Genomic DNA, 14,809 nt, shown 5'->3' with positions numbered 1-14,809 from the left:
TGACCTTGTATTCCTGGTAATTCAGCACGCGTAATGAGCGGACCATTGTTCGAGCACAGCCTGATAGGGCTTGATGAAGTGCTCTTCGACAAAGCGTCCCTGTTCGATGGCCAGCCGGCTACGTTCTTCGCGGTCATAGACAATGCGCGTCAATGAATAATCCTGGTGCTGCAGGCTGGGCTGGTAGCATTTGCCTGCCGCGGAATTCGCATTGTAGATTTCCGGCCGATAGATCTTCTGGAAGGTATCCATGGTGCTGATGGTGCTGATCAACTCAAGGTTGCTGTAGTCACCCAGCAAATCACCGGCGAAATAGAACGCCAAGGGCGCAACACTGTTCGGCGGCATGAAGTAACGGACCTTCAGGCCCATTTTCCCGAAGTATTCATCCGTCAACGAATATTCATCTTGCTGGTATTCATGACCCAGTACAGGGTGCTGATTTTCAGTGCGGTGATACTTCTTGCTGCTGGAAACACTCAGGCAAATAACCGGTGGCTTGGCAAAGTGTTCTTTATACGCTGCCGAGTTGACGAAGCTCTTGAACAGCTTGCCGTGCAGCTCGCCAAAATGCTCGGGCGTGCTGAAGGCGGCCTGGTTTTTGTTGTGCCCCAGCAGCAGGACGCTGAAGTCGTAATCGCGCACGTAAGAAGAGAAGTTGTTGCCGACCATGCCTGCTGTGCGCTCGCCCGTGGTGCGGTCGACGATGTTCGTCTTCAGGATTTCGATCAACGGCAATGCCTGACCGTTATTGTCATCGCCGAGGCTCATGGCGACAGAAACAATTTCAAGCTCGACCGTGTAACGATCCCCCTCGGGATTATCCCAGTGCGCCAGGGCATTGAAACGGTTGTCAATCATCTGCAACGTATTACGCAGATTTTCCTGGCGGCTCGCACCCCTCGCCAAGTTGGCGAAGTTGGTAGTAAGGCGCGTCGTTTCGGCAGGACGATAGTGTTCGTCGAAACAAATGCTCTTGATGGAAAACTTGAAATCTGTGCACGTCATGATCGACCGTCTCACTCGAATACTTAAATAGCCTTTAATTGAGACGTATTCTAGGTTGAGGGTCTGAGCGAGTGGAACTGAATTGATTTCACAAAACCTTTAGTCATGCTCATGACGCCTTCAGCGCGAACAGCGCCAGCCCCGCCCCCCGACGTGAGCGATCAGCGCACCTTCAGCAGGTGATCCAGGGACAACCGCCCCGCCCCCCGCGCAATCAACAGCAGCAGCAGACCTGCCCAGGTCAGGTGGGTGGGCCACGCATCGGGGTAGACGAACACTTCGATGACCGTCGTCATGCCCAGCAGCGCCAGGGCCGACAGCCGGGTCATCAGGCCCAGCACCAGCAACAGCGAGAACAGGTGCTCGGCGTAGGTGGCCAGGTGCGCCGCCAGCCAGGGGGAAATCAGCGGCAAGGCGTACTCGGTGCGAAACAGCTCGTAGGTGCTCGGCGTAATGGTCAGAAAACCTTCGACCTTGGTTCGCCCGGACAGGAAGAACACCGAGGCAATGCCGAACCGCGCAACCAGGCACAGGACGCTGTCGCCCAGGTGTTGTTGCAGGGCATCGGCAAGCCGGTTCCAAGCGTGGCGCAGGTTACTGGTCAAGGGTGTGGTATGGACGTGGTCCATGGCGGTGTCCTCAAGCAAAGCTCAGCGGGCGGAAAACCTGTGCAGCGACCAGGCGGCCAAGCAGGTCGCCGAAGTCCAGGTCCGGTTGGGTGTGTTGGGCAAACTGTGAGGCCTGTTCGAGGGGTTGCCCGACTGCGCAGGCCTGCAGGAACGCGCAGCCGCCCTGCCCCAGCGGCTGGTGAGCAACGCCCTCGGGGCCGCCGACGAACAGCGCGCCTTCACCGACCCAGGGCTGATCGTCTGCCCAGGCCAGTTGCTCGCGGCCGCAGCGCCAGAGGCGGTAGGCCGGATGCGCCGCGCACCAGTGCCAGCGGGCATTGCTACGGGGGTACAGAATGCTGCGCGCCACGTCGCCGGCCGTCATGCCCGCCAGCTCGGCCAGGTCGAGGCAAGGCGCATCGAGCGCGCTGAAGGCCTCGTTCCAGCAGGCATCCAGCCGCGCAACCTCGGCCAGGTACGGCACGCCGTGTTGTGCCTGCGCCTGCTCGATAAAGTCGGCGAAGGCAGCGCCGTAATGGATCAGCCGGGGATCGTCGGGTAGCGCTTGCCGTGCGTAGGCCACCGCGGCAGCCTCCATCCATTCGCGCCCGACCAGGGTCAGGACGCTGGGAAAATTGTCGCACAACGCCTCCACGCAGCCGGCCATGACCGTGTTGCGGTACACCGCGAACGCCGGCTGTTCGGTGAGCGCCGCCAGCCCTGGCGCCGGGCGCCCTTGCAAGGCGGCGGCGAACGCGTCCTGGAACTGGCTCAAGGTGAGGTTCATGGCTGCACTCCAGGGCTATCAAGGGTCGCCTGGGCCATGGCCCGTTCGCCCAGCAGTTCATTGAACGAGGGGACATTGCCATCACGCTCGACCAGCGTCGGGCGCGGGCCGATCCGGGCGATCAGGCGCCGGTAAAGCGCCCAGACCGGCTCGGCGACTCGCGCATCGTGCGAGTCGATCAGCAAGCTGCCTTGCGCGTCGTGGCTGTAACCGGCCAGGTGGATTTCGCTGATCGCCTGTGCCGGAAAGCGGTCCAGATAACCGGCAGCACTGAAGCCCAGGTTGTGTGCGCTGACATGGACGTTGTTGACGTCCAGCAACAGGCCGCAACCGGTGCGCCGGGCCAGTTCGGCGAGGAAATCGATCTCGTCCCATTCATGCCCGTCCAGCTGCAGGTAATGGCTGGGGTTCTCGATCGAGATCCGCCGCCCCAGCGCTTCCTGGCTGCGCTGGATATTGCTGCTGATGCGGGCCAGAGCCTCGCTGCTGCGCGGGAACGGCAGCAGGTCGGGGTGATAGGCGCCGCGCCAGGTCGACCAGGCCAGGTGCTCGGACACCAGCACCGGCTGCACCTGGTCGATCAGCGTGCGCAAGCGTTGCAGGTGCTGCGGGTCCGGCTCGGCATCGGCCGCCAGCGACAGCGCCACGCCGTGCAGCGACAGCGGGTGGCACTCGGCGATGCGCAACAGCCAGGCAAGGCGCGGGCCGCCGACCATGTAGTTCTCCGGGTGAACCTCGAACCAGAGCCCCTCGGCGCGGCACGCCAGCGCCGCGTCATAGTGCTCGGCCTTGAGCCCGATCCCGGCGCCCAGTGCTGCCTTGCCGTTCATGGTCGGCCTCCTCTGCTCAGGACTGGATCGGGGTCAGCGAGCCCATGCCGGTCGGGGTCTTGATCGAGGTGCAGGTGCCGGCCGGGACGTTCTTCCAGTGCATGCCGTCGTAGTCCTTTTTCGCAGAGCCGGCGCAGGTGGTACCGGCACCTGCCTTGCAGTCGTTCTTGCCGGCCATGGCGACGCCGTAGCATTTCTCCATGGCGGCGCCGCTGCCGGCCGGCTGAGTGGGGGTGGCTGCCAAGGCGGCACTTGCCAGCGAAGCGAGGGCCAGGGCAGCGGTGGCGAGGGCTAAGGTTTTCATGCTGAAGTCTCCAGAGTGGGTGGCCGTGGCAGGTTTACCGGCGGCTCATGGAGTAGTTCGTGGCGTGTGCGGATCCGGTTACAGCCCTGGAAAAATTTTTCGCTCAACCGGCTGCGGCGACCTAAGGTTTCAATCCAGGGGGTCGCCGACGGCTGGCTCACCGAAAATGCACCCACGGTGTAACCCAGGCGGCCCATGCAGCGAACTAACTCACAGGCAGTGCTCGATGCGCGTGAAGCCCAGCTGCAAAGCTTGCTGCTGGCCGGGCTGGCGGGTGATGCGCAGGCCTACCGGGCCTTCCTCGCGGCCCTGGCGCTGCATATCCGGGCGTTTCTGCGGCGGCGCCTGGCCAGCCGCCCGGCCGAGATCGAGGACCTGCTGCAGGAGGTGCTGCTGGCAGTGCACAACGCGCGGCATACTTATCAGGCGCAACAACCCTTGACCGCCTGGGTGCAGGCGATCGCCCGCTACAAGCTGGTCGATTACCTGCGCAGCCGGGCCCGCCTGGATGCGCACAGTGCGCCACTGGATGACGACGCCGAGTTGTTCGCCAGCAGCGATGCGGAACCTGCCGAAGCCAGCCGCGACCTGGCCAGGCTGCTGGAACAGCTGCCCGAGCGCCAGCGGCTGCCGATCGTCCACGTCAAGTTGCAGGGGCTTTCGGTGGAGGAAACCGCGCAACTGACCGGGCTTTCCAGCTCAGCGATCAAGGTAGGCATACACCGCGGCCTGAAGGCCCTGGCCAGGTTGATTGGAGGTAAAAGCGACGATGAAGACCGATGACCTGATCAGCCTGCTGGCTGCAGGCGAAGGCCCGGTGCAGCACAACGCTACGATTCGGCGCCTGGGCCTGGCCGTGTTGCTGGGCGGCCTGGCCGCAGCGCTGATGACTGCGGCCCTCTACGGCGTGCGCAGCGACCTGGCCGAAGTGGCGCGCACCCCGCTGTTCTGGGCCAAGGTGGCCTTGCCCGGCAGCCTGGCGATGCTCGGGCTGTGGCTGACCAGCCGGCTGGCCAGGCCGGGCGTGCGCGGTGGCCTGGCCTGGGGGCTGCTGGGCCTGCCCCTGCTGCTGCTGTGGCTGGGGGCGGCGCTGAGCCTGGCCGGCGCCCCGCTCGATGCGCGCGCCGACCTGCTGTTCGGCCGCACCTGGCGCACCTGTGCGCTGAACATCACCTTGCTCTCGCTGCCGGGGCTGGCCAGCGTCTTCTGGGCGCTGCGCGGCCTGGCACCGACCCGTTTGCGCCAGGCCGGTGCCGCCGGTGGCCTGCTGGCCGGCTCCACGGCCACCTTGGCCTACTGCCTGCACTGCCCGGAGATGGGCGTGCCGTTCTGGGGCCTGTGGTACGTGCTCGGCATGCTGCTGCCGACCGCGCTCGGCGCCTGGCTGGGCCCGCGCCTGCTGCGCTGGTGAGCCCGCTCAGATCCGCCGCAACCAGCCGATGAACTGGGCGAACAGCTCCGATTGCGAGTTGATATCCAGCTTCAGGTACAGGTTCTTGCGGTGCATGCGCACCGTCTCTGGCGAGATGCCCAGTTCATGGGCGGTGGATTTCACCGAGTGCCCCTGCAACACCATCTGCGCCACTTGCCGCTCGCGCTCGGTCAGCACCCCGCACCCAAAGCTGTCGAATGCGGCCTGCACGCTTTCGTTCGCTTCCGGCTGCGGCTCCAGGCCATGCCGGGCAAAGCGCATCAGCAGCTCGCGAACCATCGGTTCCACGGCCTGCAGCAGGTGCAGCTGCGCCACCCCCAGCCGTGCACCGCTACAGCCCTGGAACAGGCTCAGGGAGATCTTGCTGTCGTTACCCAGGTCGACGATGAAGTAGCTGTCCTCGCTGCAGCCGGTGCCCAGGTAATAGGTCTTGTAGTAGTCGCTGTCGAAGAAGTTGTCCGGGGCGATGTCTTCCAGGTGGTAGAAACCCTGCGCCAGGCCCTTCTGCACCGCCAGGCAGAACGGGTCGAGCAGGTAGCCCGCGGCGAAATAGCGCTCCAGCACCGCCTCGTGGTAGCGGGCCGGGATGCCCTGCTGATACAGCAGCTGCGGCGGCTGGCCCTTGCGTTCGAGGCTGATCAGCATCGACTCGGCGGCCACCAGCTGGCTGATGGCCGCCGCCAGCCAGGCCAGCGCGTCCGGGCCCTCGCTGTGGGCGAAGGCCTGTTGCAGGGCGCTGTGCCATTGCTGCAGGGCATGAAACGGCAGGTTTATTGTGGTGTTTTCGTGTGCTCGGCTCATGCCCCGCAGTCTACCGGCCGGGGCACGCGCGCGCATCTTTGGCTGCAGGTCGATCATTGGCCGTGATACAGGCCCTGCTCGGTCAGTTCCTGCGCCGCCTCGAGAATGCAGCTGCGCAGGGTGTCGACGATCTCGTCCACCTGGGCGTGGGTGATGATCAGCGGCGGCGACATCACGTTCAGGTGCATGATCGGACGCACCAGCAACCCCTTGGCCTGGGCCCGCACATGGATGCGCTCGCCGATGTTCACCGCGTCCGGGAACAGCGCCTTGGTCTGCTTGTTGGCGACGAACTCGACACAGGCCATCAGCTTCATGCAGCGCACCTGGCCAACCAGCGGCAGTGCAGCCAAGGTCTGCAGGCGCTGCTCCAGGTAGCTGCCGACATCGTTGACGTGGGCCAGCAGGTTTTCCCGCTCGATGATCTCGATGTTCTTCAGTGCCGCCACGCAGCACACCGGGTGCCCGCTGTAGGTGAAGCCGTGGGTGAAGCAGCGGCCCTTGCCCGGTTCGGCGATCACTTTCCAGATGCGTTCGGAGAAAATGCACGCACCCAGTGGCAGGTAGGCCGAGGTCAGGCCCTTGGCGGTGGTGATGATGTCCGGGGTGACGCCGAACAGCGCTTCGGAGGCGAAGAAGGTGCCCAGGCGGCCGAACGAGGTGACCACTTCGTCGGCGACGAAGAGAATGTCGTAGGTCTGGCACACCTGCCACATGCGCTGGAAGTAGCCCTTGGGCGGGATGATCACCCCGCCCGAACCCATGATCGGCTCGGCGAAGAAGGCGGCGACGTTGTCTGCGCCCAGGGAGAGGATCTTGTCCTCGAACTCGGCCACCAGGAAGTCGAGGAACTCGGCCTCGTCCATTTCGTCGCCGGCCCGGTAGAAGTTGGGGTTGGAGACGTGGTGGATCAGTTCGTGGGCGTAGTCGAACTCCGGCACCCGGTCGGCGGCCTTGTTGCCGATCGACATGGTCAGGCAGGTCGAGCCGTGGTAGGCGTTGTAGCGGGCGATCACATGCTTCTTGTGCGGTTTGCCGCGGCAGTTCTGGTAGTACTGGATCAGCCGGTAGGCGGTGTCCACGGCGGTGGAGCCGCCGGTGGTGAGGAACACGTGGTCCAAGTCGCCCGGCGCCAGGCTGGCGAGCTTCTGGCACAGTTCGATGGCTTTCGGGTTGGCCATGTCCGAGAACGGGTTGGAATAGGCCAGCTGGCGCACCTGGTCGGCGATGGCCAGGGCCATTTCCTCGCGGCCCAGGCCGATGTTGGTGCACCACATGCCGCCGACGGCGTCGAGGAAGCGGTTGCCCTGGGTGTCGTGGATGTAGGCGCCATCACCGGCCTGGATGTTCAGCGCGCCCTGCTCGGCGTGCTCGTCGAACATGTGGTAGCCGTGCATGTAGTGGGCTTTGTCGGCTTTCACCAGCTGGTCGTTGTGCGCGGTGGCGGCCAATGGGCGAGTCGGGGTAGCCATAAGCAATTCCTTGTCAGATCGGTACGGTGAAAGGTGTCAGATGCCGGTCTTGACCGTGCTCCAGACCCGGGTGATGGCGCGCATGGCCTGGGGGTCCTGGGACTTCTGGGTGAACAGCCGCTCGCGGGTCGGCTCGTCGGGGTAGATGGCCGGGTCGTTGCGGATATCGGCCTGCACCAGCGGCGTGGCGGCGGCGTTGCTGTTGGCGTAGTGGATGTAGTTGGTCACGTCGGCCATGGTCTTGGGTTGCAACAGGTATTCGATGAAGCGGTGGGCGTTGGCCACGTGGGGGGCATCGTTGGGCAGGTAGAGGCTGTCGAACCAGATCAGCGAGCCTTCCTTGGGAATGAAGAACGCCAGGTTGATGTCCTTCTTCGCCTCCACCGCGCGGGCCTGGGCGGTGGCGTAGTCGCCGGACCAGGTCAGGGCCATGCACACGTCGCCGTTGGGCAGGCTGGTGAGGTAGTTCACCGAGTCGAACTTCTTGATGTAGGGGCGGATGCCCATGAGCACGTCCTGGGCGGCCTTGAGGTCGGCCGGCTTGGCGCTCTGCGGGTCCTTGCCGAGGTACTTGAGGGCCAGCGGGATGACTTCGCTGGGCGCATCCATCACGGTCACGCCGCAGTCGGCGAAGCGCGAGACGATCTTCGGGTCGAACAGCATGGCCAGCGAGCCGATCGGTGCGTCGGGCATGCGCTGCTTGATCTTGTCGACGTTGTAGGTAATGCCGGAGCTGCCCCAGGTATAGGGCGCCGAGTAGCGCATGCCGGGGTCGAAGGCTTGCAGGCTCTGCACCACTTGCGGGTCGAGGTTGGCCCAGCTGGGCAGCTTGGACTTGTCCAGCGGCTGGAACACCCCGGCCTTGATCAGCGGTGGCACCAGGGAGCCATTGAGCATCACCAGGTCGTAACCGGAGCGGCCGGTGAGCAGTTTGGTCTGGACCGTCTCGTAGCCGTCAAAGGTGTCGTAGATCACCTTGATGCCGGTCTGCTTCTCGAAATCGGCGAGGGTGTTTTCGCCGATGTAGTCGGTCCAGTTGTACAACCTGAGCGTGTTGCTGGTGTCTGCCTCGGTGGCCAGAGCGGCCGTGGCGGTACAACACAGCAACAGACTGGAAATCACCTTCAATGCCTTGCGCATAGCAACTCCATCGTGTGATCAGGATCGGCTCGGCTGAGCGGATGGAGCCACTATCCGGGGGATTTGCCCACGGGGCCATAACCCGAATGGGTGGGGTCGATCAGGCCCCTTGTCTTAGCTGCTCCCGGACCATGTCGAAGAACGTCGTGAGGATGCGCCGTGAACTCTGCGCACGCAGGCACACCAGGGTCTCGGTAAAGCGGTGCTGGCTGTCGTCGATCGGCAGGCCGCGGATGCGCGAGTCCGAGCCCAGTTCGGCGGCGGACACGACGCCCACCCCCATGCCGATCGCCACGGCCTCGCGCGCCGCTTCACGCCCCTCGACCTCGATGACCTTGCGAATGCGCAACCCGGCCGCTGCCATCTCCTGCTCCAGGGACAACCGTGTCACCGACCCTTCTTCGCGCAGCACCATCGGTGCCTCGGCCAGGTCGGCGAGGCACACGGACGTGCGGTGTGCCCAGGGGTGGTCATGGGCGACGAACGCGAGCATCGGGTCGCTGCGAATCGGCAAGGTCAGCAAGCGTTCGTCTTCGATGCTGCGCCCCAGCAGGGCAATGTCGGTCTTGTAGCCGAACAGCCGCTCCAGCACCTCATCGGTATTGCCGGTCTCGATCTTCACGTCGACCCCGGGGTAGCGGGCGCAGAAGCGGGCGACATAGGGCAACACGTGCACCGGCGCGTCCACCGCCAGGTTCAGTGCCCCGGTGGACAGCGTGCGGTAGTCCATCAGCATGTCATGGGCATCGACGCTGATATCGAACAGGCGTTGGGTCAGGCCGAACAGGCGCTCCCCCACCTCGGTCAGGCGCACCTGACGCTTTTCGCGCAGAAACAACAGGACCCCGTAGTAATCCTCGAGCTTGCGCACCTGGTCGGACACCGAGGGTTGCGAAAGGCACAGCTGCTCTGCCGCACGCGTGAAGCCGCCATTCACGGCGACGGCATGAAATGCCTTGAGTTGGGTGTGTGAGATTGTCATGGCGCCGCCTTCTATAGCCCTGCCCTATGCCTGCATACGATAAATCGATTTTATTTATGGACAGTGCACTGCAAGGATGCTTTTCGCAAGGCGCGCCTTCACCGCTGCCCTGCTCTGCCCCCCTTTCTGGAGAGACACGATGCGACCTTTCTGGCTCGAGCAAGCCCTGAAGAACCAGCCCGACGAACCCTGCCCGCCGCTGCGCCAGGACACCCGCGCCGATGTCTGCATCGTCGGTGGCGGCTACACCGGCCTGTGGACCGCCATCATGCTCAAGGAACAGAACCCCGAACTCGATGTGCTCATCGTCGAAGCGGACATCTGCGGCGCGGGGGCCAGTGGGCGCAATGGCGGTTGTGCGCTGTCCTGGTCGGCGAAGTTCTTTACCCTGGAGCGCTTGTTCGGGCTCGAAGAGGCGGTGCGCCTGGTCAAGGCGTCGGAGCAGAGCATCTACGCAATAGGCGACTTCTGCAAAAAGTACGGTGTGGATGCCGACTACCGTCTCGACGGCACGCTGTACACCTCGACCAGCCAGGCGCAGGTCGGCTCCACCGACGCGGTGGTCGCCGCGCTGGAGCGCCATGGCATCAACACCTTCACCAAGCGCGCGCTCGCCGACGTGCAACGGATGGCGGGCTCGGCCCAGCACCTTGAAGGCTGGTACTCGCCCGCCGCAGCCAGCGTGCAACCGGCCAAACTGGTCCGTGGCCTGCGCCGCGTCGCACTGGGGCTGGGCGTGCGTATCCATGAAGGCACGCCCATGGTCGGCCTGGACGAAGGCCTGCCAACCTCGGTCATCACCCCCCATGGCAAGGTCACTTGCGCCAACGTGGTGCTGGCGATCAATGCCTGGATGGCCCGGGCCTTCCCACAGTTTTCGCGTTCGGTGGCCATTGTCTCGAGCGACATGATCATTACCGAACCCCGGCCGGACCTGCTGGAGCGCATCGGCCTGACCAGCGGCGTGACGGTGCTCGACTCGCGCATCTTCGTCCACTACTACCACAACACCCCTGACGGGCGAATCATGCTGGGCAAAGGCGGCAATACCTTCGCCTTCGGCGGGCGCATGCTGCCGGTGTTCGACCAGCCATCACCCTATGCCAACCTGCTGCGTGGGGCGTTGGAAAAGTTCTTCCCGGCATTTACCGGCGTCGATATCGCGGCGACCTGGAACGGCCCTTCGGATCGCTCGGTCACCGGCTTGCCGTTCTTCGGCCGCATGGGCGCCAGGGGCAATATCTTCTATGGCGTCGGTTATTCCGGAAGTGGCGTGGGCCCCTGCCACATGGGCGGTCAGATTTTGTCATCGCTGGTGCTGGGGCTGGACAACCCGTGGACACGTTCGCCGCTGCTCGACGGCCCGCTCGGGCATTTCCCACCGGAACCCATCCGCTATCTGGGCTCATTGATGGTGCGCAATGCCATTCGCCGCAAAGAGCATGCCGAGGACCTCAACCGGCGCCCTCGCCGGCTGGATGTTCACCTGGCCAGGTTCGCTGCCGCAGCCGGCAAGGCGGACAAGGCATGAGCTTGCATCAACTCATAAGCTCGGCTTATTTGTGAAATGTGATAAATCGATTTTATTTATTTTTTCGCGAATGGTTTGATCACGCCATGCATCACTCCCCACAAAAACAAGACCGCCGGAGAAGATCATGACCAAAGCCGAGTTTCCCGTTCCTCAAGCGCTGGCCGCCCCTGCACTGGGCGAACCTTACCTGTTGACCCCAGGGCCATTGACCACCTCCAAGGCCACCAAAGAAGCCATGCTCCGCGACTGGGGTTCATGGGACAAGGCCTTCAACGAAGTAACCGCGGATGTTCGCAAGCACCTGCTGGCCATGGCCGGGGTAACGGATGACAGCTTCGCCTGCGTGCCGCTGCAAGGCAGCGGCAGCTACTCGGTCGAAGCGGCGCTGGCCACCGCCATCCCCCGCGATGGCAAGGCACTGGTGCTGATGAACGGTGCCTACGGCCAGCGCGCCACCAAGACCCTGGAGTACCTGGGCCGCGCCTTCATCACCCTGGACAAGGGCGACTACCTGCCGCCCCAGCCTGAGGAAGTGGACGCCCTGCTCAAGGCCAACCCCGACGTCAGCAACGTGTTTCTGGTTCACTGCGAAACCAGTTCGGGCATCCTCAACCCGCTGCGTGAAATCGCCAACGTGGTGAAGGCCCATGGCAAGAGCCTGATCATCGATGCGATGAGCTCGTTCGGCGCGGTACCGCTGACCGTCCAGGACATTCCGTTCGACGTGGTGGTGTCGTCCGCCAACAAATGCATCGAGGGTATTCCGGGGTTCGGCTTCGTCATCATTCGCCGCACCCTCCTGGAAGCCGCCAAAGGCCGCGCCAATTCACTGAGCCTCGACCTGTACGAGCAATGGGCCTACATGGAGAAGACCGGCCAGTGGCGCTTCACCCCTCCGACCCACAGCGTGGTGGCCTTCCACAAGGCACTGGAGCAACACGACGCAGAAGGTGGCGTGCACGGGCGGTTGGCGCGCTATACCCGCAACCGCGATGTGCTGGTGGCCGGCATGCGCAACCTGGGTTTCAGGACGCTGCTCGAAGACCGCTGGTTGTCGCCGATCATCACCACGTTCTTCAGCCCGGAACATCCGAACTTCGAGTTCAAGCGTTTCTACGATGAACTGAAGTCGCGCAATTTCATCATCTACCCCGGCAAGCTGACCGTCGCTGAAAGTTTCCGTATCGGCTGTATCGGCCAGATCGACGAATCTGTCGTTCATCAGTTGCTGCGCGCCATCGCCGACAGCCTGCTGGCGATGAATGTCGACATACAGCACGCCACTGCCTGATCGCACCGGTTAAAGGTCCTTGCCAGATCGAGCAGGGGGGCGAGTGGATCGCCCCCCTGGGCAAGGACCTTTTCTTCACCCTGGAACCCCATCACACGTCTGGCCGAGGCCCGCTTGCGGGCAGCTGATGACGGGGTGTGCATGGATGCATCGTTCAGCCTCGAAAACAACAACAAAACCCCTGACCTTGCGCTGTCTGGCACCCACTACGGGATCCGCACACCATGAACCATGATGCAAGCCCTCTCGCGACTGGCTGGAAATCGCTTCAGCGTTGGCGCGTTCAAGTTTTCCTGATTACCTGGGTGGCCTATGCGGCCTTCTACTTCACCCGCAAGGCGTTTTCCGTCGCCAAGCTAGGCATTGGCGAAGACCCGGATTTCGTCCTTGAAAAGGCCATGATGGCCAACCTGGATGCCCTCTATCTGACGGCCTATGCCGTCGGGCAGTTTCTTTGGGGCAACTTCTCCGACCGCTTCGGCCCCCGGGTCGTGGTCCTCAGCGGCCTGCTGATCTCTGCGCTGGCTGCGGTGCTCATGGGCACCTATGCCACCCTGCCGATCTTTGCCTCCTGCATGCTGATCCAGGGCCTTGCCCAGTCCACCGGCTGGTCCGGGCTGTGCAAGAACGTGGGCAGTTTCTTCAGCACCCGTGAACGTGGCCGCGTACTGGGCTACTGGAGTACCTCCTACGCGTTCGGCGGGCTGGTGGCGACCCCCTTCGCCGGCTGGTGGGCCTACGACGCGTATCACGATTGGCGCATCGCGTTCTTCAGCAGCGCCGCCGTGGTGCTGGTGGTCGCCCTGCTGTTCTTCCTGTTGCAGCGCAATCGCCCGGAAGACGTAGGGCTGCCGCCCGTGGAGATCGAGCTTGATGCCGTCGGCAAGGCGGCAGGGCCCCGCACCAGCGTGTGGGCCGGCCTGCGCACGGTGATGAAGAACCGCACCGTGCTGTTCCTGGGCCTGGCCTACTTCATGCTCAAGCCCGCCCGCTACGCCATCCTGCTGTGGGGCCCGGCCATCATCTATGAGCGCATGCCCGAGATTGGCAAGGTGGCCTCGGCCATCGTCCCGACCTCCTTCGAACTGGCCGGGCTGGTTGGGCCCATCCTCATCGGCATTGCCTCGGACAAGTACTTCGGCGCCCGGCGCATCCCCGCTTGCGTCCTCAGCCTGGTGGTGCTGACGGCTTGCCTGGCGCTGTTCGTGCCGGCCATGCAGAGCGGCAGCCTGTATGTCGTGGTGGGCCTGCTGTTCATGATGGGGCTCACCCTGTACGGGCCGGACTCGATGATCAGCGGGTCGGCAGCCATCGATTTCGGCAGCAAGGATGGCGCAGCGTCCGCCGCCGGCTTCGTCAACGGCTGTGGTTCGGTCGGTGCGGTTCTCGGCGGCCTGCTGCCGGGCTATTTCGACACCATCACGGTGTTCGTGGTGTTCACCGGCACCGCCCTGCTGGCCGCCGCGATGCTGGTGCCCTTCTGGAACAGCCGTCCGCGGACGGTGGAACACACGGCCGCGGCGGCAACGCCCGTACAACCTGCAGCACTCGGCACCACTGCCTGAAAAACACTCACTGGAGCAACGCCCATGAATTATGAAAAACCAGCAAAACTGCAAGCCGTGGTCCTGGACTGGGCCGGCACCGTGGTCGATTTCGGCTCTTTCGCACCAACCCAGATCTTCGTTGAAGCCTTCGCCGAATTCGGCGTGACGGTGTCGCTGGAGGAAGCCCGTGGCCCGATGGGCATGGGCAAGTGGGACCACATCCGCACCCTGTGCGACATCCCCGACATTGCCGAACGTTATCGCAAGGTGTTTGGCCGCACGCCGACCGACGACGATGTGACGGCGCTGTACAACCGTTTCATGCCGCTGCAGATCGAAAAAATCGCCGTCCATTCGGCGCTGATTCCGGGTGCCCTGGACACCATCGCCGAGGTACGCCGCCGGGGCATGAAGGTCGGTTCCTGCTCTGGCTACCCGAAAGTGGTGATGGACAAGGTGGTCGAGCTGGCCCGGCAGAACGGCTACGTCGCCGACCATGTCGTGGCCACCGACGAAACGCCCAACGGGCGGCCCTGGCCTTCCCAGGCGCTGGCCAACGTCATCGCCCTGGGCATCGATGATGTCGCGGCCTGCGTGAAGGTGGACGACACCTGGCCCGGCATCCTCGAAGGCCGCAAGGCGGGCATGTGGACGGTGGCCCTGACCTGTTCGGGCAACGCGCTGGGGCTGCCCTACCAGCTCTACAAGGCGTTGCCCTCGGACAAGCTGGCTGAAGAGCGTGCGCGCATCGTCAAGCTGTTCGAGCCTTCTCGCCCGCACTACCTGATCGACACCATCGTCGACCTGCCCGCCGTGATCGACGACATCAACCAGCGCCTGGCCCGGGGGGAAACCCCGCAAGCCTCCTGACTGACGCCCAGGGCGGGGGTTTGCCCCTGCGCCAGCCCCTGCCCTGGCCAACACAAGAACAACGACCCCTCAGCACCGCTGAGACACCCAGGAGAATCAACATGCGTTATGCACATCCCGGCACGGAAGGCGCCAAGGTCACTTTCAAGAGCCGCTACGGCAACTTCATCGGCGGTGAGTTCGTGGCCCCGGTCAAAGGCCAG

The 14,809-nt window shown here is 63.9% G+C and carries 16 protein-coding genes; 7 read left to right on the top strand and 9 right to left on the bottom strand.

Features of this window, described 5'->3' with window-relative positions; translation table 11 throughout:
• Positions 1-21: 21 nt before the first annotated feature.
• From J7573_RS07575 to J7573_RS07555, 5 genes are all read right to left on the bottom strand, one after another.
• Positions 22-1,008 (bottom strand): DUF1852 domain-containing protein, encoded by a 987-nt coding sequence (locus J7573_RS07575; RefSeq protein WP_294331943.1) that lies wholly within the window; start codon positions 1,006-1,008, stop codon positions 22-24.
• A gap of 161 nt (positions 1,009-1,169) precedes the next feature.
• A complete protein-coding gene (locus J7573_RS07570) occupies positions 1,170-1,637 on the bottom strand; it encodes a DoxX family protein (protein WP_294331940.1) in 468 nt (155 codons plus the stop codon).
• A 10-nt stretch (positions 1,638-1,647) separates the two neighbouring features.
• Positions 1,648-2,403, bottom strand: coding sequence for a DNA-binding domain-containing protein (locus J7573_RS07565; protein ID WP_294331937.1), 756 nt, complete (start codon positions 2,401-2,403; stop codon positions 1,648-1,650).
• Entirely contained in the window at positions 2,400-3,233 is an 834-nt protein-coding gene (locus J7573_RS07560; protein WP_294331934.1) for a DUF692 domain-containing protein, read from the bottom strand. The genes J7573_RS07565 and J7573_RS07560 overlap by 4 nt, the downstream gene beginning before the upstream one ends.
• A gap of 16 nt (positions 3,234-3,249) precedes the next feature.
• Positions 3,250-3,537 (bottom strand): DUF2282 domain-containing protein, encoded by a 288-nt coding sequence (locus tag J7573_RS07555; protein WP_294331931.1) that lies wholly within the window; start codon positions 3,535-3,537, stop codon positions 3,250-3,252.
• 195 nt (positions 3,538-3,732) lie between these two features.
• Between J7573_RS07555 and J7573_RS07550 the strand changes: the two genes are divergently transcribed.
• On the top strand, positions 3,733-4,320 hold the full coding sequence (locus J7573_RS07550) for a sigma-70 family RNA polymerase sigma factor (protein WP_294331930.1): 588 nt from the start codon (positions 3,733-3,735) through the stop codon (positions 4,318-4,320).
• Positions 4,307-4,948 carry a DUF1109 domain-containing protein gene (locus J7573_RS07545; RefSeq protein ID WP_294331927.1) on the top strand — a complete coding sequence of 214 codons (642 nt, stop codon included), beginning with the start codon at positions 4,307-4,309 and terminating at the stop codon, positions 4,946-4,948. The genes J7573_RS07550 and J7573_RS07545 overlap by 14 nt, the downstream gene beginning before the upstream one ends.
• Positions 4,949-4,954: 6 nt before the next feature.
• Here J7573_RS07545 and J7573_RS07540 read toward each other — a convergent pair whose 3' ends face one another.
• From J7573_RS07540 to J7573_RS07525, 4 genes are all read right to left on the bottom strand, one after another.
• Positions 4,955-5,770 carry a LuxR family transcriptional regulator gene (locus J7573_RS07540; RefSeq protein ID WP_294331926.1) on the bottom strand — a complete coding sequence of 272 codons (816 nt, stop codon included), beginning with the start codon at positions 5,768-5,770 and terminating at the stop codon, positions 4,955-4,957.
• Between the two features lie 53 nt (positions 5,771-5,823).
• Positions 5,824-7,242, bottom strand: coding sequence for an aminotransferase (locus J7573_RS07535; RefSeq protein WP_294331922.1), 1,419 nt, complete (start codon positions 7,240-7,242; stop codon positions 5,824-5,826).
• 36 nt (positions 7,243-7,278) lie between these two features.
• Entirely contained in the window at positions 7,279-8,382 is a 1,104-nt protein-coding gene (locus J7573_RS07530; RefSeq protein WP_294331921.1) for a polyamine ABC transporter substrate-binding protein, read from the bottom strand.
• A gap of 100 nt (positions 8,383-8,482) precedes the next feature.
• Positions 8,483-9,364, bottom strand: coding sequence for a LysR substrate-binding domain-containing protein (locus J7573_RS07525; RefSeq protein WP_294331918.1), 882 nt, complete (start codon positions 9,362-9,364; stop codon positions 8,483-8,485).
• A gap of 139 nt (positions 9,365-9,503) precedes the next feature.
• On the opposite strand from J7573_RS07525, the gene J7573_RS07520 reads away from it, so the two are divergent.
• The 5 genes from J7573_RS07520 to J7573_RS07500 form a co-directional block, all read left to right on the top strand.
• Positions 9,504-10,895 (top strand): FAD-dependent oxidoreductase, encoded by a 1,392-nt coding sequence (locus tag J7573_RS07520; RefSeq protein WP_294331915.1) that lies wholly within the window; start codon positions 9,504-9,506, stop codon positions 10,893-10,895.
• Positions 10,896-11,022: 127 nt separating this feature from the next.
• The gene (locus tag J7573_RS07515) at positions 11,023-12,189 is read left to right on the top strand and encodes a 2-aminoethylphosphonate--pyruvate transaminase (RefSeq protein ID WP_294331911.1); all 1,167 of its coding nucleotides are present in this window, start codon (positions 11,023-11,025) and stop codon (positions 12,187-12,189) included.
• 224 nt (positions 12,190-12,413) lie between these two features.
• Positions 12,414-13,754, top strand: a complete 1,341-nt coding sequence (locus tag J7573_RS07510) for an MFS transporter (protein ID WP_294331909.1) — start codon at positions 12,414-12,416, stop codon at positions 13,752-13,754.
• A 24-nt stretch (positions 13,755-13,778) separates the two neighbouring features.
• Positions 13,779-14,606, top strand: coding sequence for a phosphonoacetaldehyde hydrolase (gene phnX / locus J7573_RS07505; RefSeq protein WP_294331906.1), 828 nt, complete (start codon positions 13,779-13,781; stop codon positions 14,604-14,606).
• 101 nt (positions 14,607-14,707) lie between these two features.
• Positions 14,708-14,809: hypothetical protein (locus tag J7573_RS07500; RefSeq protein ID WP_294332583.1), on the top strand; the 102-nt coding region annotated here is incomplete at its 3' end.

This window comes from Pseudomonas sp. (assembly GCF_017744435.1).
GTDB lineage: Bacteria > Pseudomonadota > Gammaproteobacteria > Pseudomonadales > Pseudomonadaceae > Aquipseudomonas.
The sequence above is the reverse complement of the archived record's forward strand: the minus strand, read 5'-3'. Positions and strand labels throughout refer to the sequence as shown.